24 protein-coding genes are annotated in these 26,516 nt (G+C 48.9%); all 24 read left to right on the forward strand.

Going from position 1 to position 26,516, the window contains the following annotated elements:
- Positions 1-65: 65 nt before the first annotated feature.
- Positions 66-326 (forward strand): ubiquitination-like system serine protease family protein, encoded by a 261-nt coding sequence (locus tag AN477_RS25495; protein WP_272908842.1) that lies wholly within the window; start codon positions 66-68, stop codon positions 324-326.
- Between the two features lie 244 nt (positions 327-570).
- A complete protein-coding gene (locus AN477_RS14470; RefSeq protein WP_054969882.1) occupies positions 571-2,766 on the forward strand; it encodes an ATP-dependent helicase in 2,196 nt (731 codons plus the stop codon).
- A gap of 222 nt (positions 2,767-2,988) precedes the next feature.
- Complete coding sequence (locus AN477_RS14475; RefSeq protein WP_054969883.1) at positions 2,989-3,741, forward strand: metal-dependent hydrolase; 753 nt, start codon at positions 2,989-2,991, stop codon at positions 3,739-3,741.
- A 73-nt stretch (positions 3,742-3,814) separates the two neighbouring features.
- On the forward strand, positions 3,815-6,346 hold the full coding sequence (locus AN477_RS14480; protein WP_054969884.1) for a type IV secretion system DNA-binding domain-containing protein: 2,532 nt from the start codon (positions 3,815-3,817) through the stop codon (positions 6,344-6,346).
- A gap of 86 nt (positions 6,347-6,432) precedes the next feature.
- Positions 6,433-7,257 carry a hypothetical protein gene (locus AN477_RS14485; protein ID WP_054969885.1) on the forward strand — a complete coding sequence of 275 codons (825 nt, stop codon included), beginning with the start codon at positions 6,433-6,435 and terminating at the stop codon, positions 7,255-7,257.
- Between the two features lie 307 nt (positions 7,258-7,564).
- Positions 7,565-8,476, forward strand: a complete 912-nt coding sequence (locus tag AN477_RS14490) for a tyrosine-type recombinase/integrase (protein WP_054969886.1) — start codon at positions 7,565-7,567, stop codon at positions 8,474-8,476.
- 69 nt (positions 8,477-8,545) lie between these two features.
- Positions 8,546-10,156: a site-specific DNA-methyltransferase gene (locus tag AN477_RS14495; RefSeq protein WP_054969887.1), complete on the forward strand. Its 1,611-nt coding sequence runs from the start codon at positions 8,546-8,548 to the stop codon at positions 10,154-10,156.
- A gap of 4 nt (positions 10,157-10,160) precedes the next feature.
- Positions 10,161-12,659: a DEAD/DEAH box helicase family protein gene (locus tag AN477_RS14500; RefSeq protein ID WP_083486308.1), complete on the forward strand. Its 2,499-nt coding sequence runs from the start codon at positions 10,161-10,163 to the stop codon at positions 12,657-12,659.
- A gap of 1,278 nt (positions 12,660-13,937) precedes the next feature.
- Positions 13,938-14,570: a CHC2 zinc finger domain-containing protein gene (locus tag AN477_RS14505; RefSeq protein ID WP_083486309.1), complete on the forward strand. Its 633-nt coding sequence runs from the start codon at positions 13,938-13,940 to the stop codon at positions 14,568-14,570.
- Positions 14,571-14,766: 196 nt separating this feature from the next.
- Complete coding sequence (locus AN477_RS14510; protein ID WP_054969889.1) at positions 14,767-15,804, forward strand: recombination directionality factor; 1,038 nt, start codon at positions 14,767-14,769, stop codon at positions 15,802-15,804.
- Between the two features lie 31 nt (positions 15,805-15,835).
- The gene (locus tag AN477_RS14515) at positions 15,836-16,309 is read left to right on the forward strand and encodes a single-stranded DNA-binding protein (protein WP_054969890.1); all 474 of its coding nucleotides are present in this window, start codon (positions 15,836-15,838) and stop codon (positions 16,307-16,309) included.
- Between the two features lie 46 nt (positions 16,310-16,355).
- Positions 16,356-16,505, forward strand: coding sequence for a hypothetical protein (locus tag AN477_RS25055; RefSeq protein ID WP_169787905.1), 150 nt, complete (start codon positions 16,356-16,358; stop codon positions 16,503-16,505).
- A gap of 125 nt (positions 16,506-16,630) precedes the next feature.
- Positions 16,631-17,029 carry a DUF4258 domain-containing protein gene (locus AN477_RS25060; RefSeq protein WP_054969891.1) on the forward strand — a complete coding sequence of 133 codons (399 nt, stop codon included), beginning with the start codon at positions 16,631-16,633 and terminating at the stop codon, positions 17,027-17,029.
- Positions 17,030-17,065: 36 nt separating this feature from the next.
- Positions 17,066-17,359 carry a hypothetical protein gene (locus tag AN477_RS14525; protein WP_054969892.1) on the forward strand — a complete coding sequence of 98 codons (294 nt, stop codon included), beginning with the start codon at positions 17,066-17,068 and terminating at the stop codon, positions 17,357-17,359.
- Between the two features lie 101 nt (positions 17,360-17,460).
- A complete protein-coding gene (locus AN477_RS14530) occupies positions 17,461-17,640 on the forward strand; it encodes a hypothetical protein (RefSeq protein ID WP_054969893.1) in 180 nt (59 codons plus the stop codon).
- A 77-nt stretch (positions 17,641-17,717) separates the two neighbouring features.
- Positions 17,718-19,265 (forward strand): AAA family ATPase, encoded by a 1,548-nt coding sequence (locus tag AN477_RS14535; RefSeq protein ID WP_054969894.1) that lies wholly within the window; start codon positions 17,718-17,720, stop codon positions 19,263-19,265.
- Between the two features lie 52 nt (positions 19,266-19,317).
- The gene (locus AN477_RS14540) at positions 19,318-19,593 is read left to right on the forward strand and encodes a DUF4258 domain-containing protein (RefSeq protein WP_054969895.1); all 276 of its coding nucleotides are present in this window, start codon (positions 19,318-19,320) and stop codon (positions 19,591-19,593) included.
- A gap of 87 nt (positions 19,594-19,680) precedes the next feature.
- Positions 19,681-19,968 carry a LysM domain-containing protein gene (locus tag AN477_RS14545; RefSeq protein ID WP_245631833.1) on the forward strand — a complete coding sequence of 96 codons (288 nt, stop codon included), beginning with the start codon at positions 19,681-19,683 and terminating at the stop codon, positions 19,966-19,968.
- A gap of 54 nt (positions 19,969-20,022) precedes the next feature.
- Positions 20,023-21,225, forward strand: coding sequence for a DNA polymerase III subunit beta (gene dnaN, locus AN477_RS14550; RefSeq protein ID WP_054969896.1), 1,203 nt, complete (start codon positions 20,023-20,025; stop codon positions 21,223-21,225).
- 86 nt (positions 21,226-21,311) lie between these two features.
- Positions 21,312-22,154 (forward strand): ArdC-like ssDNA-binding domain-containing protein, encoded by an 843-nt coding sequence (locus tag AN477_RS14555; RefSeq protein ID WP_054969897.1) that lies wholly within the window; start codon positions 21,312-21,314, stop codon positions 22,152-22,154.
- 57 nt (positions 22,155-22,211) lie between these two features.
- Positions 22,212-22,568, forward strand: coding sequence for a hypothetical protein (locus AN477_RS14560; protein ID WP_157061985.1), 357 nt, complete (start codon positions 22,212-22,214; stop codon positions 22,566-22,568).
- A gap of 77 nt (positions 22,569-22,645) precedes the next feature.
- A complete protein-coding gene (locus AN477_RS14565; protein ID WP_083486310.1) occupies positions 22,646-23,089 on the forward strand; it encodes a JAB domain-containing protein in 444 nt (147 codons plus the stop codon).
- A 140-nt stretch (positions 23,090-23,229) separates the two neighbouring features.
- Positions 23,230-24,261 carry a DUF6094 domain-containing protein gene (locus tag AN477_RS14570; RefSeq protein ID WP_157061986.1) on the forward strand — a complete coding sequence of 344 codons (1,032 nt, stop codon included), beginning with the start codon at positions 23,230-23,232 and terminating at the stop codon, positions 24,259-24,261.
- Between the two features lie 85 nt (positions 24,262-24,346).
- On the forward strand, positions 24,347-26,516 hold a 2,170-nt coding region (locus AN477_RS14575), incomplete at its 3' end, for a DEAD/DEAH box helicase family protein (protein WP_157061987.1).

Below are 26,516 nucleotides of genomic sequence, written 5' to 3' on the forward strand. Positions count from 1 at the left end.
GACGAGCATTCCGTTGGCTTACGAATCTATTTACTAGGCAACCTCCTGTCTACCGTACAGCTTTCATGGAAGAGCTGCCTGAGCGGCTGGACAAGCACCTAATTTATATCTTAGGTGAAGGTGAGTACACATGGTCTGCAGAAATGCTTTGTCCGTGTGGTTGTGGAGAAGTATTGCATATGAGTCTTCACCCAGATGGACGACCGCGGTGGGAGCTAACACGGCACCCTGACGGTACAGTTTCCCTATCCCCCTCTGTCTGGAGGAAAGTTGGTTGCCGTAGTCACTTTTTTCTAGAACGAGGGAGAGTTCGGTGGTGTAAATAAAGCGGCCATCAAAGTTGGAGAGTTCACGGAGCCCGGAATTCGTTTGCAAAGCAAAATGGATACCAACACTATGTAAATCAGCTCACACAATTGAAGGAGCTCTCATGTAGGGCTCCTTCAATTGTGTGAGCTGATAAGACCACGGTATTTTTGAAGAAATGGCACAATGTTGGCGTTCAAACGCACTTCGTCTCGGGTACCCTTCGATTGACGTTCAGCTGTAATCGTCGGGGGAGGGTGCAAAATGGATGCATGGATTCGGGCTACGATAGGTGGACGGAAGGTCAGGCTCACGTACGAGGATTTGATGCAAGGTGATGCCAAGACTCAGGAGCTTCTTCATGAATTGTATGAGGCGGGAGCCGATGTGGAATGTATGTGTTGTGACAAGCCTGTACCTATGCACATCCGGAGAATTCGAATTCGCCCTCCGACGTATTGTCTCGTGACGAATAAGCACCACCAACATGCCAATTCCTGCTTTCGCAGTATTCAATTCCTCACAACGCCACCATCTGACCGTACCCAATCCCAATCCGTTGTATTCAATGATTCCCCCAAAGCCCATCACGATCAAATTGAGATCATTTTCGAAGCGCATGCGTCACAACGTGAACTCACCATCAATAGGTCCAGTGCAGACCCACCAGCCCAAGAAAGGAGAACACTCATGCCGAGTGTAGCAGAGCTCAATGCCGATCAAAGGGAGGCGGCCATGCATAAAGATGGTCCATGCATTGTTGTCGCAGCGGCTGGGTCTGGGAAAACCGCGATGCTCATCACAAGAATGAAGTTGCTTGTGGAAAATGGCGTGCAACCGGAGCGGATTCTTGCATGTACGTTTACACGTAAAGCCGCAGATGAGATGAAGGAAAGATTGGTTGCTAGTCTTGGAAGCAGAGGCAGTCAGATTACAATCGGAACGATTCACTCGATTGCCTATCGTATGGTGATGCCGCAACTTGGCCACGGCTGGAGTGTGGTGACAGAACCATCCTGGTTGATTGAGCAAATACTCGAGCCTGCTCATTCGCACAACCCGTTTGGGGTAGGGAAGATTCTTGGGCCAACCGAAGCAATCCTTGGCGTACATCGTGCAAAGGCAGATGCACTTTGGCCCATGCAGGTTGATGGGAAACTGGGTAAGGTGTACAAGGCGTACGAAAATCTGAAGTCAGAGAAAAAGAAACTGGATTTCGAAGACCTTCTGCTTCACGCAGTCCGCTTATTTCAGACTAGACCTGACTTGGCACAACTGTGGCGGGAAGGATTTGACTACGTATTGGTCGATGAGTTTCAGGACGTCAACCAGATACAGTGGCTGTTCCTATGTGAACTGGTGAAAGAGACGCGAAACATTTGTGTGGTCGGCGATGATTGGCAGAGCATCTATGGATTTCGGGGCGCTCGTCCTTCCCTGATGCAAGATTTTCTGCGGCGGTTCCCTGATGCGAAGAAAGTCGTGTTATCCATGAATTATCGGTCGCATGACTTAATTGTCGAACTCGGGAATCGGGTTATTACACTCAACCACGGGCATCAGATAGAGAAGCGGGTTCAAGCGAACCGCGGCATATCTGAAAGTGCCACCGTTCAAGTTGTAACGGTGCAGTCAGACGTGGAGGAAGCACGTTTTGTCGCCAACGAAATTCGTCAGCTGAAAGCACGATTTCCAGAGGTTCCGTATAGCGAATATGCCGTGTTATATCGAACGAACATACAGTCCCGTGTGTATGAAGAGGCGCTGGCTGAACATGGGATCGCTTATCAGATTGTTGGGGACACCCATTTTTATGAGAGCCGTGATGTAAAGGTGATACTCGACTACCTACGTACGGTGTGCGATAAATCGGACCCGGGACTTTGGGGACCGCTTATCAATCGTCCCAAGCGTTTTGTGCCAAATACCGTCGTGCGCGAAGTGCAACAGGGTGGTTGGACCGCTGTTGAAAATCACGCGAAGTGCCACGCGTTTCTTACAACCATTACGGAATTGGAGAAGCATGCGTCTCCCGCGGACGCCATTCGATGGCTAGTTGAAGCGGAGCCGGAGCTTGTTCGTTCCCAGGATGATTCAGAGCCGATTAGATGGGTCGATTCACTCATCCAATCCGCCGCTCGGTTTGAAACCGTACCTGAGTTCTTACGATTCGTGGATTGGGTCTCTGAGTGGAGTCAGAAACCAAAGCGGGACGCTGTGCAGTTGATGTCGATTCATCGGAGCAAAGGATTGGAATTTGAGACCGTATTTGTAACGGGTCTTGTAGAAGGGCTACTTCCTCACAAAAAGTCGTTGACAGAGGAAGGGCTGCGTGAGGAAACTCGACTCTGCTATGTCGCCATTACGCGCGCCAAGGAGAACCTCTATCTCTTATCGTCGGAGACGTACGGCAATACCGCGTTTGAAAGGTCACGGTATATCAAAGTCCTTCAGGAATAACTTCACCCTAGCTAAAAGCAGGAACCGTCAGTCAGAGAGCACTGGGCACTTTGCCACCCAACATTCACATAGATTCGGTTGAGTGAGTGACGGATGGCACCAAGTTGGCATGGATGAGTTCAACAATTGAGCTACCATCACTCTAATTAGGTAAGAAATCATCAACGACATGCCTGGAGACGTGGTAGCCTAGGAAAAGTCTACATCACGAGGAGGGCTATCATGCTTGGGAGAACGCATATGGCCATTGGTGCACTAGGCGCCGCGATTGGGCTGCCGCTAATTGCCCATACACAGTGGGAACCAATGAGGCAGATGTTCCACAGTCCATCTGGAACGACGACACTTGCTACAGAGGCAACAATAGTTTTCGCTTCGATCGTCGGAAGTATCATTCCAGACTTGGACCAAGCGGATTCAACGATGGCACATAAGGTGGAACGGATCGGGCAACTGGCCATCATCGGTGTCCTGATTGCATCCATCATCTTATTGCATCTTGAGACTTCCATTACTGCATGGGTATTCGCGATTGTATTGGGATGGCTGAGTAGTACAAAAGGGAACCCATCTCGGCTTGTCGGGCTCGGCCTTCTCGGCGCTGGGGTGGTCCTCCTGGGAATGCATCACAACATCCCGGTTATCCCGGCCATTCTACTGGCAGGTTGGACGGTCGGTGCGATGTTCACCGCTCACCGCACATTTACACATAGTCTCTTTGGTCTCTTCATCTTTGCGGTGGGCGTCATAGGTGCACTGAAGGGGTTGATTCATTTGCACTTAGCACCTGCTGCAGACGGGCTTGTTCTTGGTTACGCTTTGCACATGGCGGCAGATGCAGTTGCAGGTGGAGTGCCGCTTTTTTGGCTCTGGAAACACAGACAAGGGATTCGGCTCGTGCGCACAGGCAGCGCAGTGGATCACTTGGTCGGAGGAATTGCGGTACTAGCGTTCGTTGGAATGGTGGTCTATTAGAAAGCAGAGTACGGCGCTGCACCTTGCGAAAGCGCGAAGTTGTTGATGATCTGAATGAGGGAAGGGGAATAGCGTGCAACCACCCACAATCATACCCACATCGATTATTTTGCGCGGGTTTGGAGCTATCCCAGATATAGTCTGGATTTGTTTTAGCGCAGGAATGGTTGTTTTCCTTCTATACAAATTCCTCTTTAAAGCGTTTGGGTTAGGTGTCACAATCGCTGGTGTTTTCTTTCTTGGTGGAATCGGACTCGGTTTTGTACGAATTCATCAAGCAGTGGCCCGTTGGCAAATATCGCTCATGCATCCGACAAGGCGTGCCCCACCTATTGCTGTGAACGGGGCACAAAATGCCAACCCACTTCATCCAACGTTTCAGTCGCAAAGTGTACTCCCTAACTTGAATGCGGTGAATCCATTCATCCATCAGAGCCCTTGGCTCATAGCGGCGGTGATCGTTATTACTGTCATGACTGCCGTACTGTTTCTTACATATCCAGTGTTGTCACCTAGAACACGGAGTCATCTCCTTCATCGTCTGAGAGCATCCAGCACCTCTGCGGCACCAAAAAGAAGTCGAGAAGATGGCGAGTTTCCACTTGCGGATATCGAGATAGGAGTTCGAAAAGACAACGGTCGGTCGATTTTCTTGGAGGGTCGAGACCGTTTTCTCCATACGCTTGTAGTTGGGAGTACGGGAACCGGAAAGACGAGCCGTATTTTAACGAAGGGTGTGTACCAGGATTTACGGCGAATGGCCGATGGAAACGCGATGGACGTCATTGTCCTCGATCCTGATGGAGGGTTCGCACAGAGTGCGCTCGACTTTGCCGAAAAACTAGATGTGAAACGAGACGTCATTGACCTTCGGGGAGGTACTGGTCATGTCAGCACGGTGTCCTTCAATCCATTTTCGGGTGGGGATATCGCGGATATCGTTGACAACGTTCGCGTTGTGTTGAAAGAGCAAATGGGAGAGCAGGACTCCTTTTTTCAGAATGCCCAGGACGACTTGGTTCGTACCGTTATCCAGGTCCAAGTGCCACTTTGGCCTGATACGGACTTCGTTCAATTTTCTGAGCTGGTGACGGACCCTGTGCATTTTCGCGCCGTGTGTGCGATGGTATATGACCATGCGATGGGGAAAACATCAGAGGGTGGCAAGGGCAAGAAGGACGATAGTGGCAACATATCAGATTTGTGGGCACATGAACGACCGTATATCGAGGCTCGTTATGATGAAATGGAAGATCACTATCGCAGCATGGTGCTGTCAGCAGCTCGTTCATTTCTCATGGACACGCGCACAGAAGCCAAGCTGGAGCATCTGGAGAAAATCACAAAGGGGTTGAAAATCGTCGTCAACGAACTTGCAACCAATGAACGTATGAGGCAAGTTCTGCGGCGAGGTCAACTGCCGATGTTCGATTTTCAGACGTTCTTTCAAGCACATAAAGAAACCCCTGGCCGACTGATTGTCATCATTACCGGCAACCGCACATTTGGAAAACTGTTCGGGAAGTTGTTTCTCATCACCATGAAGACGTACGCGCTGAGTCGCGCTGGAACTGAGTGGACACGTCGGCCGGTGTATCTATATGCAGATGAGTTTGCCGTGTTTGGTACCGATTCCTTTATTGAGGCGTTCTCTCAAATCCGTAAATATCGGGTGGCGATGATGCTTGCAATTCAAGCAAGGTCACAGTTGCAAGATGTGAGCAAAAAGTTCCTCGAAGTGGTAGAAGGGAACTGTCGTAACAAGATCGTCTTTCCTGCGCCATCCTCGAATGACGTCAAGTTTTTTGAAGACTCGCTTGGCACGGTGGTTAATATCAAAGAAACGAAAATGGAGAATAGGCTGAATTGGTTTTGGTTTGATAACCGCAACATAGATCGGCGAGTCAGTTCAAGAGAAGAGGTGGATCCGCGTTTTCGAATTGAGGATTTGTCTTATGGACTCAGCAAAGATGAAGCTGTGTTCTTACTGACCGTTGATAATCAGGCTCAAGTGCCATTTATCGGCTTTACATCTGTAGCGGATACATGGGTCACACAAAAGCAAGGTTTTTTTGCCTCGCCTGTAAACAGTCGGGGACCGAAGAAGGACCGCTTCATTCCCCGATGGGTCCGAAGAAACTTGGACAAACCTGTTCAACACATCGCAGAAGAGTCTCAATCGGAGACAGAAGAGCCGTTCCAATCGCCTAACCCTGTATCTCAAATAGCAGATTCAGTGCCTACGAGTCAATCGATGTTTGTTAAACCGACGTCCAACCCGTATGAGGTGATACGTGTTTCGGCACTAGCCAAATTGGATCAAGAGGGAGTCCCAGTTCAACGAGAGCCAGAGGAACAAGTGCGCCACACTTCAAGTATCGAGATACCCAACCAAACGATGAAGATTCAAAGCGACGGTGACCGGGATCAGTTTGCGCCGAGTGCGCAGCGCTTTGATTTGCGCCGTACCAAAACTACAGCACTAGCTCAGCGAAAACAGGGCAAACCATGCCCCGAGTGCGAGGGGGTGCAGCTCGAATTAACAGCGGATGAACGCAAGTGGCGCTGCCCGAAGTGCGGGTTTGAGCGGAAGAACCGAGCGTAGGTCGGCACGAGGATGGCACAGTTTCATTTCCTATCCATGTTACGGTGACGACAGATGCCTCAGTCAGAACCGAGAGGAGTTTGGGAATGGAAAATAGCCAGGTTGTTTACGTGAATACACTTGCTGAAGGGGCGCTTATCGGCAATCCTGAAGAAATTACAAACAAGCAACTCCCGGCTGTAGCGCGCACATGGAAGAAAAGCGCGGCGGTCGCACACTACCGCCTGTTTGGAACCGAATCCTTGTCTCTTCGGGGAGAACGCAAGAAATTCCTTATCGGTGACATCGGTTCAGCGAAAATTATTCTACCCATGGATGAAGAATACTCAGGTGTTGCTGCGGCGGATAACCCGGAGCGTTTATTAAACTACTGGATTTCCGCTGTAATCGATGACTTCGATTTGGAAGACGAAGCAAACCCAGTCCTTATCCTCAATCGGAAGAAAGCGATTGAGCGTTTAAGGGAAATCAATGCTCGACGCGTGGTTGAGGGCGCACAAGTCTATGGTGTGATCCAAGCGGAAATCCGTGGCGGGTACATTATGAACGTGGGCGGCTTTCAAGCTTTGATGCCACGTTCGTTCTATGACTGGGACACAGGTCTCGTTGGACATATTGGCGAAGGATTCAACGTACAAGTGGTATCTATTGGTGACAACGGCCCGCTTGTTTCACGTCGCGATTTGTTGCCGAATCCATTTCATGCAGTCGGCGATCGCATTCAACGCGGTGCTCGGGTGAGGGCCAGAATTACCCACGTCTACAATGGTCTTTTTAAGGCTGAAATTAGGCCAGGCGTCCGAATCAGTATATCGACGCCAAGGATGTACCGACTGTTACATGTCGGTGATGAAGTCATGGTTGAGGTAAAGGGAAAGAATCGGCGGGAGTTTTACGGTGTGGTGGTATAGGTTTTCGGTTATTGCATCAGTGTCGATGCCGTAATTGGGAGTTTTTCTTAACATTCTCTAAAATTTCTCGCCACTTTTACCAATGGTAGGTGGCGATTTTCTCTTTTGCGCGGAGGAAAGTATAAACTGGCTAGTTTTCTATATACACAAATACGCACAGTACCTCTTCACGTAATCAGAATTTGTCTTGGAATCCGTATTTCATGTCATTTTCCGCTGTGGAAGTTAGACATTTGTCACGAAATACGAGTGAATGATGGTACAATTGATGTCGTGAAATACGTGCTGGTGACGGGTGGGTGATGATGTGCAGTACGAAGATGAGTTTGCTCAGTGGTTATTGTCGGAGGGGCGGCATCGTAAGACAGTACAGGTCTACCAGTGCACCGTGCGAAAGTTTGGCGAGTGGTGGGAGCAGCAATCAGGACAGGTATTTCAACCACAAGACGTCACTGCACTGGACTTGCATGATTGGTGCTCTTACATGCGGACCGTTCAAAAATACGCTCAATCAACAATCAACAGGCATGTTGCCGGGCTTAAAACCTATTGGGGATTCCTGCACGAAACAGAGAGGGTACATACCGACCCAACTCGTAAGGTACGCACAAAGAGACCATCGATTTTGAATGAGGCTCCACGATGGTTGACCCGTAAAGAGCAAGCAAAGTTCCTCCATCAGATTGAGAAAGAGAAGAACAAGAGTAAGAGGAAACGGGACATTGCCATGGTTCAGTGTATGTTACAGGCAGGATGTCGCGCAGCCGAAGTGACGGGTCTTGACCTTACTGATTTTGATGCGCAGCACCGCACGTTGAAGATCCGCAATGGCAAGCGTGGGAAAATGCGCATAGTTCCAGTCAACGGGGACTTGGGAGATTCCTTGATGGAATGGTTACAAGTAAGGAAACACATTGACGTGTCGAACGCAGCCTTGTTTCTGTCCGAGAGACAACAAAGAATTACCGTCCGAGCGCTTCAGCACATGGTCAGCAAAGCCTTTGCCGCAATTGGAATTGAGGGTGGGTGTCACAGTTTCAGACACTCATTCTGCAAAAATCTGCTCGACAGTGGGCAGTCTTTGAACGTGGTAGCACAACTGGCAGGGCATGAATCCGTGGAAACAACACTTCGGTATCTTCGACCGAGTGAAAGCGACTTGTATCGGGCCGTCCAACAAATCAGTTGGTCACGGCAAACTACACTGATTCACCCGTAGGAACTTGTTCCTTTTTGTCGAATCTATGAATACATACTGTTTGCCCTGTTCTTAGGAGGAGTTTTTCGGATGCCAACACTCAACTTCAAAGGGAAGACCTTTGTCCAGAATCACCATTTGACAGTTCCATACCATGAACTTATTCCTCAACCCGACAAGAGCATGTCGGAAGGAGTTCGATTGGATGACAACCTCATCCTTCGTGGTGACAATCTAGTGGCTCTGAAGGCACTCCTCCCGATGTATTCTGAAAAAATCAAATGCATCTTTATCGATCCGCCCTATAATACGGGAACTGAACACTGGGTCTACAATGACAATGTAAACTCTCCAATGATTCAAGAGTGGTTTGAAAAATCAGTTGAAAAGGATGATTTGACACGACACGACAAATGGCTTTGTATGATGATGCCACGCCTGCAATTATTACGTGAATTGCTTTGTGCGGATGGAGTCATTTTCGTCAGTTGTGATGACAATGAACACCATCATCTTCGGATGCTGTTAGATGAGGTCTTTGGCGATAGCAATTTCATTACGAATATCGTGTGGCAGAAGAAATATGCCGTAAAAAGCGACTCTGAATTCTTTTCTGAGTCCCACGACCACATTCTTGTTTATGCCAAAAACCGGGATCAACTGAAGATAAATGGGTTGGGCCGAACGGAAGAACAAGACGCAAGATATTCTAATCCTGATAACGACCCGCGTGGGCCATGGACATCTGGTCCTTTGCAACGTAACGAAGTACGTGATTATGCGGTGTTCCCAATTGTTTCACCAACAGGAAAGTCACACCTCCCACCACAGGGAACCAGTTGGCGTTTCACGCAAGAGCGAATGGAGGAACTCATTTCAGAAAATCGTATTTGGTTCGGAGCGGATGGTAATAACGTGCCTCGATTCAAGCGATTTCTATCAGATGTCAAATCATCTATAGTACCAACCACATGGTGGAACTATCAGGACGCCGGCCACAACGATGAATCTAGACGTGAAATGAAGGAGATATTCCCGGAAGCAAAAACTCTGTTTGCGACGCCCAAGCCAACGAAACTCTTGCGTCGCATTCTGGAGATTGCTACCGATAAGGACTCCATTGTTCTTGATTCCTTTGCGGGGTCCGGTACAACGGCCCATGCGGTTTTAGCCGCTAACCGTGATGATGGAGGTAATCGTAAGTTCATTCTTGTCGAGATGGAGGACTATGCCAACTCCATCACTGCTGAACGCGTACGGCGTGTGATTCGGGGAGTACCCGATTCCAAAGACAAAGCGTTACAACAGGGACTCGAAGGGACCTATTCATACTTTGAGTTAGGACAAGCAATTGACGTGAACAGTCTCATTTCGGGTGAGAACTTGCCACCTTACATGGAACTTGCTCGATATGTTTTCTATACAGCCACAGGAGAAGCATTTGATGCGGCAGAAGTGGATGAATCGCGGTATTACATCGGAAGTAGTGCACACTACGACGTCTATCTGCTTTATCAACCAGAACTTTCATTCTTGAAGTCCATGGCACTCAACCTTGAATTTGCCGAGTCCATAGGACCCTACGGAAACAGAAAGCGCCTTGTCTTTGCACCGATGAAATACCTCGATGAATACTACTTGCAAAAGTACCACATCGAGTACGCACAACTACCGTATGAAATCTATCGGTTCAAGGGGTGATCTCATGGAACTGAAAGCCTACCAACAGCAGGCACTCACCACCATCGAGACGTACCTGCGAGAACTGAAAAAATGGCACGAAACGTATCTGAGTATTCCCGACGTTGCCCGTGCTGCGTTCGACTATGCAAAAGAGGCTTGGAAAAAGGTCTCTGACGAAACGTATCATCCCAAGGAAACGGGTACAGGTCATGCTTTGCCAAACTTCTGTGTCAAAGTTCCCACTGGCGGCGGCAAGACATTCTTGGCTGTACAGTCCATTGATCGGATTCAGGGGTTGTTGCTTGAGCGCCAAAATGGACTGGTCCTATGGATTGTCCCGACAAACCAGATATACCGCCAGACCCTTTCCTACCTTCGGGATCGTACTCATCCATATCGTCAGTTCTTGGATGTTGCGACTGGTGGCCGAGTGATGGTCAAGGAGAAGGGTGATCGCTTCCAACCACAAGACATCAATGAACGGCTGGTCATTTTGTTGCTCATGTTGCCCTCTGCGAACCGTCAGAACAAGCAAACGCTCAAGGTATTTCAGGATGCCGGAGGGTTTGAGTCATTTTTTCCGCCAGAAGGGCGCCCGGATGAACACAAAAAACTTCTGGAGCAGTTCCCTAACCTGGATTGTTTCGGCTCCGAAGAAGATTTTTATGGTCTCCAAATCAAATCGTCTTTAGGTAACGTTCTACGGATTCTCTCGCCAGTTGTCATCGTCGATGAAGGGCAAAAGACATACAGTAAGGGAGCACAGGCAACGATTCGCGGATTCAATCCGAGCATCATTGTGGAGCTTTCTGCAACCCCTCCAGAAGAGGCCAACGTCATGGTGAACATCAAGGGACGCGAACTTGATCAGGAAGAGATGATCAAACTTGATCTACACATTACCAACAAAGGAAGTGCCACCTGGCAGGACATCCTCAAAGAGAGCGTTGAATGGCGAAACGAGTTAGAAAAGGAAGCTTTAGACCTTGAAGCCGAAACTGGTCGATACATTCGCCCCATTGGCCTTATCCAAGTGGAGCGTACGGGCAAGGACCAAGTTGAGTCGGGTTACATCCATGCAGAGCATGTTGTCGAAGAACTGGTGAAGACTCACCACATTCCACGCGATCAAATTGCTGTCAAATCGAGTGAGAAAGATGACATCGAGGGGATAGACTTACTTTCTTCAGACTGCTCTATCCGTTACATTGTGACGAAACAAGCACTGCAAGAAGGCTGGGACTGTTCCTTTGCATATGTCTTGACGGTGTTGACCAAACCATCATCACAAACCGGAATGACGCAACTCGTCGGGCGGATTCTACGTCAACCCCACGCAAAGAAAACCGGTAGTAAACTGCTGGATGAGAGTTACGTTTTTTGCTTCCAAAAACAAGCCGGTAAACTACTTTCAACCGTCCGCGATGGGCTTCAGGGCGAAGGCCTTGGGGACCTGGCGCATGGCGTTTCAGTCAGCGAGGACAATCCGAGCACAAAAGAACGGCGCTTAATTGGGATTCGGGAGAAATTCAAACAATTCGAGGGCAAGGTTTACCTGCCTCAGTTCGTCATTCAGGAAGAAGGTCGAGTCGAGCAGATTCGCTATGAGATGGACTTGGTTCGGCGCATTCCATGGGGAGAAGTCTCTTTTAAGACCATTGAGGAACTCCCCCTGAAAGAAAAGAAGACCACTGACATGATAAGCGGTCTTGGATATGACGACGGAGAAGCCGAAGTTTTGGTAGAAACCATGTCCGAATGGTCTTTTGCATCAGCACATTTGGACACCATGATGATCACGCGCCGACTGCTGACGGTGGTACCAAACGCATGGATCGCAAATGAAATGACCCAAAAAGCGCTGCTGCTCCTACGTCGCCGGTATTCGGAAGAAGTGCTGGCTGCCAATCAGGTTTTTATCACGGAGGAACTTCTCAAGATGCTTGAGGCGGAACGAGATCGGTTATGCTATAACATTTTCAATCGGCTTGTTGAAGAAGGGAAACTTCGATTCATTCTTATGGAAGGGAAGGCATACCAAGTTCCTCGGCACATTGAGATACCAAATCGTCCGCTTAAGCCACTGACTGACGATGACACAGGAAGGTCTGTTCAATTGAATCTATTCGATGACCCAGTGCCTGAAGAAGGATTTAATGACCTCGAAAAGTCGGTGGCGCTGTACCTTGAGAAACAAGAAAAACTGCTGTGGTGGTATCGAAACCTGGTTCACAAGGACTACTATGCCATCCAGGGATGGCACAAACACAAAATCTACGCTGACTTCTTAGCTACAAAGAAAAGTGCTTCTAATCCTGAGGACTACGAAGCGATCTATGTCTTGGAGACAAAGGGTCTTCACCTGAAAAACGATGATACACGCTACAAACAGGACGTATTCGCTATCTGTAACAAGTTGTCTTGGGATGAGTTGGGATTGGAATTCCCGGACAAAAAAGTTCACTTCCAAGTTATCTTCGAGAACGAGTGGGAGAAGGCGGTCAACGAACTGTTTGCATAATGACGAAAGCCACTTCTCGGAACGTCGCGAGGTGGCTTTTTTGTTTTACGGATTGTAGCGATGTGGGCATGTAGTTATCGACACCGCTGGATTAAACAAAATCATCATTTTGTATACTTGAAAAGAGAGATGGGACGACGTTCGTACTACCTGATCAGGGGTACCCATAGGCCGCTTTTGGAAACTGTATCCATGGGTACCCGCAAGGTACCGATGGCGTACATGCCGGACAGCCGATTTTCAGGAATAGTCGCTAAAACGCTGCAAATTCGATTTCCAATCTGCGGAGAAAAATTCTAGCTTTAGCTACTAATGGTCTTCAAATCGTCGTGTACTCCTATAGTTTAGTGGTTCGCTTTAAAAAAGTAATAAGAAGCTAGCTCGCCGAACCGATAGACTCGTTCTGGCGGTTTTCGGCGGATTGATACACGCAAACAGTTTCGACACGAATCCAACGATTGACACCAGACATTAGGTAATCTACTATAAAGGCGTATAAATACCCTATTGACAAAGTCCTGATATGCATTCTGGGATCAGGAACTAGTTTATTCCTCTTTTATTTTGTGAGGATAAGCGAAGCACGTGGGTGGAGAATACGGTATTGAGTCAATCACGGTACTGTATAGGGCGAGTGAAGAAGATCAACAAAGAGTAGGAATGGTAATGACAAGTTGATCAGAGTAACGAGCCACTCCAGCGCATCCCCGAAAACGCGCCGTGCTTAACTTTAAGTGATGGCTCATGTAGTTCTGTATGAATTGATTCTCTGGCAACAGAAATTGGAGTTCAGAGAAGGATGCATACAGATTGAGAACAATGGCTGACTCGTGTGGGGACCAAGCGGGAACAAAGCCGTATATCCGAAGAAGCGATGATTCACGTGTCGTCGTGGAGTAGGACACATGATACATTAAAACCCCAAAGGCGGTCCTTTTCCGTCATTGCTCCACAAATTGACTATTTATAGTGTGAAGAAGCCTCGTTGCAGAGTAGCACATTATCCCCTACTAGCAGTTACTTACCAACTCAATTTTCGTGATCGATTCAAAATTTTATGAGGTCCCGGTCAATATGGGACGAGTCCACCGTCTAAGCTACGGATACAGATGAACAAGACTGGCACTCCTGAAAATGCAGGCTGAGCGAGTCTGTTTTTGTGTTTCCGGGTTTTCTCGCCTGGAAAAGATTCATGAGAGGGGTGATGAAAAGGTCAAATACATCCCAACTGCAGAACCATGCAGTGATAAGTATGGGGATTGAACGGAGGCGATTGCATTGATTGGCATCGAAGAGATTGCCGTGAGAAACAAGTTCCCGCTCTATCCAACGACTCGATTTGGGCAGTATAAAGCTCACTGTCCAGTCTGTCATGACAAACGGCGACAGTTTCATCTGTATGTGTCATCGGTCAAAGACACTTTTTTCTGCCACAAGTGTGGTTCTAAGGGCGGGGCGATTGCGTTTCATGCCTGGCTCAATGGCGTGACATTTCAAGCAGCGAGAGATGAACTGTATCCAGTTGGTAAGCGGAAGTTTCCACGTCATCCGGCGGAAGAACTGACTCGTGAACAACTAGCGGAGATGGGTTTCACGAATCGTATTCTCTCCCCAGTTGCGCCTAAGGCGTTCACACAGAAACAATGGATCTTGTATCGACGTCGAACGCTTGATTGGATTTGGCGTGAGTGGCGTGAATATGAGAAATTCCGGAAGGAGCAAGATAAACGGTTATATCGAATGGTCTGTGAAGGTATGAAGATTGAATCAACTCACTCGCGAACACAGCAGGAAGTAGCAATCCGTGTAGTAACAGCACCAGACCATTCAGTAAAACACCGCGATTTAAGTGGTACACATCGTGCCATCCACTTCGAACAAGGAATTCCACCGAAACGAATTGTAAGTTAAACCCACTGTACCTTTAGCTGCATCTACCAGCCAACCTCACATCGCGACGACATGTAGTCAAGGTCGCACCTACCTCGAGATTTCTTTGAATCCCGAACACATTGCTGTAAATCGTAACACCGATAAAGTTGAGCCAATTCAGCGTACTCGAATGTGCGTCTAGGAAATTGGTTTCCCATCAAAGGGAGGAGTCTACATGCCTATTAAAGGCCGTAGTGACGTCTCACGGATTCCGAGAATCGGGAAAATCGATTTAGGCGTCAAGCAAAAGTCCGAGAGAAGTGGTAACGAGTATCCGACTGCAGTGGACTACTTCGTGGTGAAACCCGACGAGTCCACCAGTGAGAATGCTGTAGAAGCGTTTCGTTCTGTCTACGGGGATCGGCCACGCGAAATCACCGTCACATTCCCGTCGAACAATCCAGAACAGTTTTTCCCTCAATTCCTTTCGTCTTATAGGCGAGTCGGTGAGCGATATGAACTGTACTGCAAAGGGGACGGTGAAACGGCGAACCGCGTAGACGGACAAGGTGGACGTATTCAGGTTCAGTGTCTGTATCGTGATTGTCCCGTCTTCCAAGAGGGGAAATGCAAGGAACTCGGGCAGCTTCAGTTCTTTCTACCCGACGTCCCCGGTATCGGTGTCTGGCAACTCGATACGTCAAGTTGGCATACCACGATCAATTTAAATGGCAGCATTCAAATGGTCATGGCACTCACAGGTGGTCGTATCGCGATGGTTCCGTTAAAGCTTCGGATTGTGCCGAAGGTCGTGAATCCGGATGGCCGTCCGAAAACTGTTTATGTCCTCACGCTCGGAATTGACGACATGAAGCTCACGGATTTTATGACACGAACACCGCTTTTAACTGCGACCATGCCAAGTGTTGAACCCATTCCAGAAGACGAACTCCCGGATGACTTATACCTGGATACTCAAATTGTCGACGACAAACTGGGCATGCAGGAAGAACCCGGGCACGAGTCAGTATCTGAAGGAGCCGATATCGCGGCTGTAAGCGAAGTCAAATTCAAACCCTACCGTGATACAGAAGCGGCTATGGTTCGCCTCGCGTCTCTTGACGGAGAACTCCTGGAACTGCTTACTGCGGAACCAACGGTCGTTAAAAAGCTGAAGTCTTTACGAGAGGGTACCGCCATCCGATTTGAGGCTACGCAGTCACAGCGCTGGTTGGATCGACTCGAACTTGTTGATTTCAAGGTGGTTTCCTAGAAACGAATGTGGAAAGGGGAAATATTTTCTCATGATGAATCGAGTCATTATTATTGGCCGGCTTACAGCCGATCCAGAGTTGCGCTACACCCATTCAGGAACACCGGTGTCATCGTTTACGTTAGCGGTGGATCGCGCACGAAAGAATCAACAGGGCGAACGGGAAACAGATTTCGTCAACATCGTGGTCTGGCAAAAGCAAGCCGAGACTTGTGCGCAGTATCTGCACAAGGGACGTATGGCAGGCGTGGATGGCCGACTTCAGATTCGGTCGTATGAGGATCGGGAAGGGCGAAAAGTGCGCGTAGCGGAAGTCGTCGCAGAAAGTGTTCGGTTCCTTGATCGAGGAGATGGCACCAATTCACCTTCTAGTGCACCAACGGGTGAACGGAGTGCATCTCGTGAACCGACACCTATGCCTTCCCGATACAACGACGATCCGTTTGCAGATGATGTACCAGCCGATTTCAATGAAGATCCATTTGCGGATTCGTATTCGGCTTGATATCAGGTAAAGCAACTCATTGACCTTTTGAAGGGAGCAATGATACATGAGTATCCTACGAAAAATTCGCTGGAATCTGTATGGACGACGAAGACGTGTCAATGCGGTCATTCAAGAAATCGAAGGAAGTCGCATGATGTACCGATTGGCTCAACTCGAACGAACGCCAATGAGCACCGTACGCACGGGCGTGTAACGGTCCGGAAATATGGTCGGTTAACAAAGTATCACTGTCGACAACACAGAAAGGAGGGACGCCCCTCTCGTTCAACCAACGAGAGGGCGAAATCCTCACGTGTGTTGGACGATGGGTGGACGGATTTGAATCATGGTCGTTCGTTTGAAGAAGTTTGGGAGGATTTGCAGCAGGCCTTAGTTCGACATCTTGGCCTTGGATACATTAGTCGGAGCAAACATGCTGTCTTACAAATGACCGCAAGGAACATCGACTTTGCAGACATTCAATATGTTGTCGAAAACAATCTACCGGATGAGATGTATAGGCCCAACGAATACCCGTATGGTGAGCAGCCTTTTTCAAACCTGGATCCGGTATTTTCAATCACCGGACAGGATAAAAAGGGGCGATGGATCACTGTTGCTGTGGTCGTTCGTATAAGATATGGCCGGTTACATTTTGGCATTATTACTGCCATTGCACCGGTTAGTCCAAAAAGTAGGCACAGAAACGTCAAACACGCTGCGCAAGTTGCTCTATGATGTTGACATCATCAGAGCAGGAGGCGGTCGGGCTCAGTGAATCAGGATGTGGAGAAAGTGTATCGGACCGTAACAAGTTCACTCGGTGTGGTCTTCGAGAACTTTCCGGTTTACAGGTACGATGGTCAGGATTTTTACCTGATGAGAGACGAGTGGTTAGCGGAGCGGATCGAAAAACTCGTTCCGGAAAACCTCCGGTCAGCTGCAAGGTTCGACTGTCGTTTCATTCCGGAATTTCAAGAAGCGCTACAAGGCGGAGAACTATCGAAGTCGGAAACAAAAATCATGAAGTGGTTGCAAACCATGAGTCAACATGGATTACCGATGTAACCACCACGAACCGAATGGGTTCGAATCAACCAGTACGGACAGGAGCGACAAACGGCGCTGAGTTCAAACTGGTTTTTTTGATCTCACAGGAGGTAAGCGCGATGAATGCATTCATTACGATGACGAAAGATTACCAGTCAGCGCTTCGGACTAAGCGATTCTTCATTAGACGCGGTATCCCGTGTGTAGTTCGCAAGCGGTCGGACGGCAGTTATGCACTGTTCACGTACGCTGGATACAGCTACGCGGTTCGCAACTTGCGCAGGCAGATGTCTGCTTGAATGAACCGTTAATCGCTGGTCAAGACATCCCGTTCATGGATTATCCAAAACAATGAATCTTGAAGGGTGGATGAAACATGAGAATTGAATCCATCACGCTGGAGAATTTCAGGTGTCATGAGCATATGGAAATTCAGTTCAGTCCTGTAACAGCCGTTTATGGTCACAATGGTGCCGGTAAATCAACGATTGCTGAGGCCGTGGTCTGGTGCCTTTACGGCACAGATATTCTTGGCAAAAGCAAGCAGGATGAAAACCTGATGCACATTGGGTCGAAAAATATGGGAGTTGCGGTGACATTCGTCAACTCGGGGGGGATATCTCTCACGATTTCACGCACGCGATCCGGTAAACGAGCATCCGCAATTACGGTGAATGGATCGCGTCCCAAGGAAGGCCAAATAGAGGGCTGGTTCGGGTCGGTTTCCGAATTCCTCTCCATGTTCTTCCCGGGCTATTTTAGTAGTTTGGAGCCAAAAGAAGCGAAAGTGATCCTTGCGAAATGCGTTCCTGATGTTCCAAAGGAGGACGTATTGGCACGAATGAGTTCCGATTCAGTCGAACTGTTAGCCCACGATAAATTTGTCATGGGTATTGAATCGGTCGACTACGCGATGAAGAGAGTTCGTGAAGAGATTGTTGAAGTGCAGAAGTCTCTTACGCGCTTTGAAGGCGAAATGGACGCCTATGAATCGGTTATCCAGCGAGGCGAACCAAGCCCTTTCGTAAGCAAGATTACGAGTGAGATGTTAGACCAGTTTGAGGCAGCAAAGCGTGAAACGACAATACATGAAGTGGGTTTTGAGAACCGAGATAAGCGGCTTCAAGAGTTGCTCGCTCAGCACACATCGCTTGCCGATACCTATCGGACGTTAAAGGCGAGTGTACCAAAGGTCGACACGCACTGTCATACATGTGGTCAAAAATTGCCCGCCGACCAAGCCAATAAAATTCGGCAGCAGGTAGCCCTGAAACAAAATGGGATTCAGAGGAACCTCGAGCAAATAGTCACGGAAGGTAAGCGGGTGAAAGCTGAGATTGAGCGTCTTAAGTCTCTTCCGAAAACGCCCGAAGTAGACCTGAACCTACAAGACTTCATTCAGCAGATGGAAAAGCAATTGCGCAACGAGCAGGAACTAAAAATTGCTCACGAGGCCATGACACGGACGTATCAAATGGCTAAGGAGAATATTGCCCAAACCAAACAATACATGATGGATGAGCAAAAGCAGCTTGAAGCCTATCGACGCAAGTTAAAAGCCTTGCAAGATTTTCGCTTTGAGTTTGTTCGTGCCCAACATGAAAAGCTAAACGGCTTGTTTGAGCACGTGCGCATTCATTTGATGGATTGGAACAAGGAGACAGGCGAAATTCGAGAGTCGTTTCGGGTCGAGTGGAAAGGCAGACCGTATCGACTGTTGTCGTTCTCCGAGAAAATCCGCTGCGACCTCGAGATTGGCCGTGTGCTAGCTGAAGCGAAAGGAGAGGCCATGCCGGTTTACGTAGATAATGCGGAATCGGTACAGGATCTGTTCTTAGAGCATTTCAATGGTCAAGTCATTGCGTCCTACGTTTCGGACACGAAATTGACAGTGAAACACCAAGTCGATTCACAGGTCGCCTGAGGAGCGGTCAACACATTGAAACTACTTCATCGAGTGTAAGGTGGTGAAAGCCATGGTGACGAAAAGAAACAGACCTGTGTACGACATTCACGCTGTAAAGCGGATGGTACAAAGGCGGCTTCCGGTGGATGTGATCGATCAGATTGCACAAGTCGGGGTCACGGTTCAAGAAAACCGACACCGTGTAATGAAACGGGGAGATTTAAATGGTAGGCCCATTCACGTCGTGCTCGCAAAGCCGAATACAGTTATCACGGGTTGCGCAGCCGACGAATGGGATTCCACGATTACCGTTTCTCGGAAACGAATGAGTGCAATGAACGCCTAATGTAGTTCCCTGCCCGCTACCAGGGGGTGCTTTTTCACCCTCGGGAAGCGGCCTCGTGGGTGAAATCTTGTCCACGGAGGGGTCCAAGTGAAAGGCATCAAACGATACGTCGGTATGGGGACATTTGTGCTGCTCATCGAAGCCTTGCTCGTACTCCGAGTCATGCCACCGGGATTTGACGGATGGAAATCTGTAACCGTAGGTCCGGGGCAGACGCTCTGGGAACTTGGCGAGGTGTATTGTCCCAATACGGATCCTCGATATGTTGTTGGTGCGATTGAGACCCGCAATCATATCGACGCAAACATTCAACCAGGCGACGTCCTGTGGGTACCGACAAAGTCGGTCTCCATGTGGGCACGGCTGGTTTTTTAATACCGAAAAGAGGATTGAAACGATACCCGTTGAGGGGAAGGAGCGCGAAACCTGATGAAAGTGACATTTCGTTGTGATGAACTCGTCAAAGTCCTGCGTGACATTGTACGCGTGGTACCGAACTCGACAAACCGACCCGTACTCAAACACGTGCTGATCCGGGCAAATAAAGAGGATGATCGTGTCGATCTGTATGCAAGCAGTGAAGACATGTCGATACGACGCACGCTTTACGAGACAATTACGGATCCAGCAGTCACGATTGAAACTTCCGGCGCCTGCCTTTTACCGGCAAAGGAACTCTTTGAAATCGTGAAAAAGGCGATCGGCAATGTAGCAGTTCACGCTAATTCAACGAAAACAAAACTCGTTTTTGGCAAGACAAAGTACGAATTGGCGAGCTTAGAACCGGAACTTTTCACACCGTACACCAATGAAAATGATAACACCACGTCCGTCGTATTGTTGGCCCCCGAATTGCATCGGCTGTTGCGGCGTACCACTTATGCAACAGCAAAAGGCCCTGCGCGACCCATTCTGACAGGGGTCCACTTGGCACTTGGAGAGTCCGTTTTGCAGGCCACGGCAACGGATGGCCTACGACTCGCCGGGTTCGCGGTTCCATATCTGACAATCACCGGGGAACACCGAAGTTTGACCGTACCAGCAGCCCTGTTAGACAAGGTGGCTCTCGGGTTGCCAGCGCACGATGACGATGAGGAAACCACGCTGGTTTTGAGCTCAAGTTCGCTCATTGTGTCTTGGGATGACGACTCATACCGTATGGTGATTCGTGCACTTGACGGGAACTACCCCGACACGTCACGTATTATTCCGCATAACCCGCTATACCGAATTAAGGTAGACCGACAGGAGTTACTGGAGGCGTGTGAACGCGTGTCGATCTTGTCTGAAACGGAGCATCAACGGGCACAGTTCGAATTCACGCCAGAAAGACTGACGCTTACCGCAATTTCATCACAGTACGGGAATGCGAGAGACACGGTGGAAGTGAAAAACGCTTCGATCGACAAAGCGATTGCGCTGTGGTGCAACATTCATTACTGGATAACACTGCTTCGCTCATTTGAAGGCATTGAACAAATTGAGGTAGGTCTTGTAGAAGCGAATCAACCGTTTACGGTCAACCCCGTTGGTGAAACAGGCCTATGCCTGATTGCTCCAATGGCGAATTCTACAGCGGTGTCGAAGGAAACTGCAAGTACAGAACCAACAGATGAACGTGTGAGTGCCTGAGCCAATAATCCAGTAACTCGAAGGGAGGAAGTCCCCTTGCTTCATTGAGGGGACACTCCCTCGGTGATACTTGGGGACGTTCATGCATGAATGACAAGGTCAAAGATGCGCTCGTGCGGTTAGAGCAGGGAATTGAATCTTTGCTAGATACCGAACAGTGGAAACGGTACTTGATGTTTCAAAGCCGATTCCACACTTACAGCTTCCACAACGCCCTACTGATTTTCATTCAAAAACCGGACGCAACCATGGTTGCTGGTTTTCAACAGTGGAAAGAGATGAGGCGCTTCGTTCGCAAGGGTGAGCGTGGCATTTCAATTCTTGCTCCAATGTTCCGCACAAAAATTGAGGATGAAGCACCGCCAGGTGTGGAAGAAACCGCCGTAGGTGAAGAAGCCAAACGCAAAGTTCTGTACGGGTTTCGTCCTGTGTATGTCTGGGACGTAACGCAAACAGACGGTGAACCGATTCCAACCGTCGATGTACCCGTCATCATGGACGGACACACGGGATGGTATGAATCGTTGCGGCAAGCCTGTCCCTTTCCTCTCTGTGAAGTACATGAAATGGAGAGTGGGGCGCTCGGTTCCTTTAACCATCGAACTCGCTCTATCGAGATTGTCGAGACGCTACCTGAAGCACAAAAGGCAAAGGTACTCATTCACGAATGGGCGCACGGGCTGTTGCACAGCTTGGGGGATCGACCTGAGAGAGAAACACGAGAACTTGAAGCCGAGTCAACCGCGTTTGTCGTCGCGAGTGCACTTGGTTTCGATACGGCAGATTACTCTTTTGGCTACATTGTGGGCTGGAGAGGCGAAGAAGCCGTACAGACGCTCAAAGCGTGTGGAACACGAATCCAAAAAGCAGCCGACACCATTTTGTCCACGTTACAGCTAGAGCCAAGTGTGAAAAAGGAGGCGGTGTAAATTCAGGCGGAAGTGTTAAGCGTCGAACGTGGTTGGTTATTGAATGGCGAGGACGACATGGCGAAATCGACACATCGTTCCTATCGAGCGATACCTGACGTCTGGCATCGGTGTAAAGGTTTGGTGACGCTGACAACGGTACGAGTTGTGATACTCAGCTACCAAATCGATGACCCGAAGTGGGAATACGCTGCGGTCATCGTAAACAACGGTTCGGTTCAAGCAGCGTATGTAACCTTTGACGTTACGGACATGGATCGGAATCCTCTCTTTGCCCTGAAATTCATGCAACGGTTTGAGTGCGAGTATCCAACGATGGAAATGGCCAAGCAGGCGATTACGCAGTCACAGTGCTTCAAGCCTGTGTCTGACCATGACCTTCTCGAGCGCTTGAAAATTGACTTAATTCGTTGAACTGACATGCGAAACCCACTGCACTGGGTGAATTTATCCACCTGGTGCAGCTGGGTGGAGTATGGAGGAATGAACAATTGGCAGCCATAAACGTGGTTCGAATTGAACTGATTAAAGAACGGAACTTCAAGTATTCAGGGAGTCGGCAAATCCGCTGTGCAGATGATGCTGCAAATATCCTGTTTGAATACATCGGTAACACCGACCGCGAAGAATTTGTCGTGATGGTGCTTTCGACCAAACACTATGTAAACGCGTTAAACACCGTCAGTATCGGATCGCTTGACGCGTCTTTGGTCCACCCTCGCGAAGTGTTTAAACCAGCAATTCTGGCCAATGCGTCAGATATCATCGTTGGTCACAATCATCCCAGTGGAGATCCGACTGCAAGCCCTGAAGACACCGCGGTTACGCGGCGGTTGGTAGAGGCTGGTCGAACGCTTGGAATCGATGTGTTGGACCACATCATTGTTGGAGATTCGGGGAGGTTTACGAGTTTAAAAGCACAGGGACTACTTTAATCAGCCGTCCAAATTGATAACTGTATAACAGATATGCGAAGGAGGTGACCCTCCGTCTTGTTCGATTGGGGCGGAGGGGGTACCTCGTGTTCCAGCGATAAGACGTGAAGGGACAAATGCGAACTGAAGGAATCTCAAAAATGGGGTATTACCCAACGCCTCGTTCCATGGTGGCGAAAATTCTTGGTCGGCTTCAGATGACCGAACCTGCGCGATTCTTCGACCCTTGTTGCGGAGAGGGGGATGCACTGGGCCAAATTGGCGCGGCATCACCCAGATCTATGACATACGGAGTTGAAATTGACGGCCATCGCGCAGGAGCTGCAAAAGAGAAATTAAATCATGTCCTGCACTGTGGATATGAGCGGGCACGTGTTGAGGTAGCAAGTATGCAGCTGCTCTTTCTCAATCCGCCCTATGACGCACATTCTGGTCTGGGGGGGTTAGAGATGCGCAAGGAGCTCATCTTTCTGCGAGATTTGTCCAAACAACTGGCTCCAGATGGTGTGCTTGTATTCGTCATTCCACGCTATACGCTTGGCACGGAGATGGTGAACGCACTGTTTCACCGTTTCACGAACTTGGCTGTATATCGATTTGATGACGATGAATACCAGGCATTTCGCCAAGTGGTCGTCTTTGGTCAACGGCGCAAGAAGAATTTGACGAGCGCGAAGGAGTTGTCTGATGCGGATCGTCAAATGAAAAACGAGATGCTCATTTACGGGAAAGACATGGAACAACACATGCCATATTTGGATGAATCGGATGGACGGATGTGGTTCGTTCCGCCCGCAGCCAATATCGAGGTACCCATTTTATTTCGTGGCTACGTGCTTGATGAAGCGGAGTTACGCCTGGATTTGGCGCAGTCTGACGTCTTTCGAATTGCAGACAATATGCTCATGTCAACGGACGTACAAGCTTCCCTAAAACGTCCCTTACTGCCGTTTCGCCGAACGCACATGGCTACACTAATTTCAGCTGGCGCGCTGAACGGTGCCGTCGGATTTGGACAGCATCGCCATATGGTTGTGGGGATGACAAGGAAAATTGTCAATCGAGACATTGTAAGAAATGAAGATGGTTCGGAGACTGTGATTGATACCGAGTCGTACATCACTGCAGTTCGAACCATTCAGCCAGATGGAACGATTCTTGACTTACAGTAACCCATCATAAAGGAGGCGAAGGCCCCGGTGCACCATTTTTCCGGGGCGATTGCCTCCCTGGAGATGGTGTAGCTGGGGTATATGAATGAAGATACTATCCTACCAGGATGACAACAATCATATTGAGGCTGCCGTACACATGGTAGTGACTCGAAAGAATGTCGACAAGAACGCAGAGGATTTGATTGCGGTTGGGCTCATTGACCTGGATAGTCCAACGCGGGCTCTTGTTGCACATGCCATCAAAGGTGACCGATTGCGTTTGAAGTGGAATCGTCAATCGTTTAGCTCTGACCTGATTTATACGGAGAAATACGGATACCGGTTTGTTGCCCGACCTATTGGTAAGCTCACGCATGCCATTGTGCTGCATAAAGCTGCAGTCGATGAACAACTGGAATCTGGGATGTCGCGCATTATCATCGTTCCACAAGGGGGCGATGTGGCGGATTTGTTTCTACGACGTTTCGCCAGTGATTTCAACCTGCCGTATGTGCAGGGATGGAAAGACGTCATCTGGCAGGTTTGTCGTGAACAAGACTATGTGCAAGATCTCTCTGTTTGGACGGATCCAAGTGTTCCACAGTGGCAAGGGCTCAAGGCTTTTGAGTTGTCTGATGAATTTACTGAGGAACGGGCGAAGGAGATACTTGGACATCTCCTAGCTGAAAGAAGAATTGAGTTGCCATCGGGCGTTACAGATACGCCGCCTCTTTCAGAGGCATTACGCCCCGATGACAATGGCGAGTACCAGGTCATTGACTATTTGCAGACATTCGCGCCTCATCTTGCGACAACCATCGAGGATTTGGCTGCGCCGGCTCATGACCTGGATCGGCCAATTGACCAAGCTATCGCACAGATGCAAAGGGTTCCATTCCCGGCACAGGCACATACCGTTCAGGCAATCTTGAACGGTTTTGATGCAAACAAGGGAATTATCGCCTCGTCGGATATGGGAACCGGGAAGTCGATTATCAGTTTGGCTGTAGCAAATGCACTAGCTAATCAATCAAAGCATGGATTTGCCGTACTTCTGCTGGTTCCCGGGATCACGATACCGAAATGGGTTCGGGACGAGATTGGCCGCACATTACCGCAGGCCAAAGTTACGGTCATTGAGAGTTGGAAGGATGTTGTTCGTTACCGGGACAAACGTGTACTAAGGGGGAACAAAGCACCGATTGAATTTATCTTGCTCTCCCGCGATACGGCAAAGCTTGGAATGACCAAAGCCCCGGCTCTGATTCACAAGGAACGCTCAGTCGTACCAAACAAGGCACGCTGGCATGAACGCTACACCTTGGCCTCCATGATTGAGGACGTATGGCTGTGTCCAGAATGTGGTGGGATTCAGCAGAAGCATACAAAGACTGCTGAAAAGGACGCTCGTAAGCATGATCACGAGGCCGATCAAATCGCTGAACGTAAGCTCGGCTTCAAGGATTTGGCGACTGGATTCAACTCGTATACAGCCTTATCCATCGGAAGTCGCAAGAGACAGCGGACTCAGTACGTATTTAAGAAATCGATAACCGAGTATCACTGCTCGGAGTGTGGCGCAAATCTAATGAGAGACGTCGTACCGGAATGGGAAACTGTGAGCGGACTCAAACATCGGCGTCTGCAGCCAGCGTGGTTCATTCAGAAATACCTTCGTGGGTGGTTTGACTTGACTATTATCGATGAACTTCATCAGTACAAGTCAAACAGTGGCCAAGGAGAAGCGATGGGAGCCATTGCGGGTGCGTCAAAACGGGTACTTGGACTGACAGGAACACTCAGCGATGGAAAAGCATCGAGTCTGTATCACCTGCTCTGGCGTATTTGTCCGGCTGAAATGAAGGCGGATGGTCTTGACCATCGTTCCTTAAACAAGTTCGTTCATCTATACGGGACGATGGAACAACGTGGTCGTTATTCAGAAGACGACGTAACATCGGCAGGAGGGTCCACCTCTCGCAAGGTGATCCTCAATCCTCCAAAAGAAGTTCCGGGTCTGTCGCCCAAATTGTTTGTGAACCATTTGGCCGATAAAACGGTGTTTTTAGAGTTGGGAGATATGGGATTGCCCCTCGTAGAACTTGATGAACGGCCCGTCTTCATAGACATGGATGAAGACCACAAAGCAGCATATCAGGTGTTTCACAACGAACTTGAATCTGTGATGCGTCAGCAATATGCGATCGGAAACGCGAATGCATTCGCGAAATTTATCCCTTCCGTGGTGAACGCAGCCAATCAACCGCATGTCT

Source organism: Paenalicyclobacillus ferrooxydans (assembly GCF_001399675.1).
GTDB lineage: Bacteria > Bacillota > Bacilli > Alicyclobacillales > Alicyclobacillaceae > Alicyclobacillus_B > Alicyclobacillus_B ferrooxydans.

Excerpts from the sequence above, each read along its gene's own strand:
- AN477_RS14515 (WP_054969890.1), top strand. The coding sequence starts at position 15,836 with ATGATGAATCGAGTCATTATTATTGGCCGGCTTACAGCCGATCCAGAG.
- AN477_RS14530 (WP_054969893.1), top strand. The coding sequence starts at position 17,461 with ATGAATGCATTCATTACGATGACGAAAGATTACCAGTCAGCGCTTCGG.
- AN477_RS14555 (WP_054969897.1), top strand. The coding sequence starts at position 21,312 with ATGAATGACAAGGTCAAAGATGCGCTCGTGCGGTTAGAGCAGGGAATT.
- dnaN (WP_054969896.1), top strand. The coding sequence starts at position 20,023 with ATGAAAGTGACATTTCGTTGTGATGAACTCGTCAAAGTCCTGCGTGAC.
- AN477_RS14475 (WP_054969883.1), top strand. The coding sequence starts at position 2,989 with ATGCTTGGGAGAACGCATATGGCCATTGGTGCACTAGGCGCCGCGATT.
- AN477_RS14510 (WP_054969889.1), top strand. The coding sequence starts at position 14,767 with ATGCCTATTAAAGGCCGTAGTGACGTCTCACGGATTCCGAGAATCGGG.
- AN477_RS14485 (WP_054969885.1), top strand. The coding sequence starts at position 6,433 with ATGGAAAATAGCCAGGTTGTTTACGTGAATACACTTGCTGAAGGGGCG.
- AN477_RS14495 (WP_054969887.1), top strand. The coding sequence starts at position 8,546 with ATGCCAACACTCAACTTCAAAGGGAAGACCTTTGTCCAGAATCACCAT.
- AN477_RS14570 (WP_157061986.1), top strand. The coding sequence starts at position 23,230 with ATGGGGTATTACCCAACGCCTCGTTCCATGGTGGCGAAAATTCTTGGT.
- AN477_RS14535 (WP_054969894.1), top strand. The coding sequence starts at position 17,718 with ATGAGAATTGAATCCATCACGCTGGAGAATTTCAGGTGTCATGAGCAT.
- AN477_RS14470 (WP_054969882.1), top strand. The coding sequence starts at position 571 with ATGGATGCATGGATTCGGGCTACGATAGGTGGACGGAAGGTCAGGCTC.
- AN477_RS14560 (WP_157061985.1), top strand. The coding sequence starts at position 22,212 with ATGGCGAAATCGACACATCGTTCCTATCGAGCGATACCTGACGTCTGG.
- AN477_RS25055 (WP_169787905.1), top strand. The coding sequence starts at position 16,356 with ATGAGTATCCTACGAAAAATTCGCTGGAATCTGTATGGACGACGAAGA.
- AN477_RS14500 (WP_083486308.1), top strand. The coding sequence starts at position 10,161 with ATGGAACTGAAAGCCTACCAACAGCAGGCACTCACCACCATCGAGACG.
- AN477_RS25495 (WP_272908842.1), top strand. The coding sequence starts at position 66 with ATGGAAGAGCTGCCTGAGCGGCTGGACAAGCACCTAATTTATATCTTA.
- AN477_RS14540 (WP_054969895.1), top strand. The coding sequence starts at position 19,318 with ATGGTGACGAAAAGAAACAGACCTGTGTACGACATTCACGCTGTAAAG.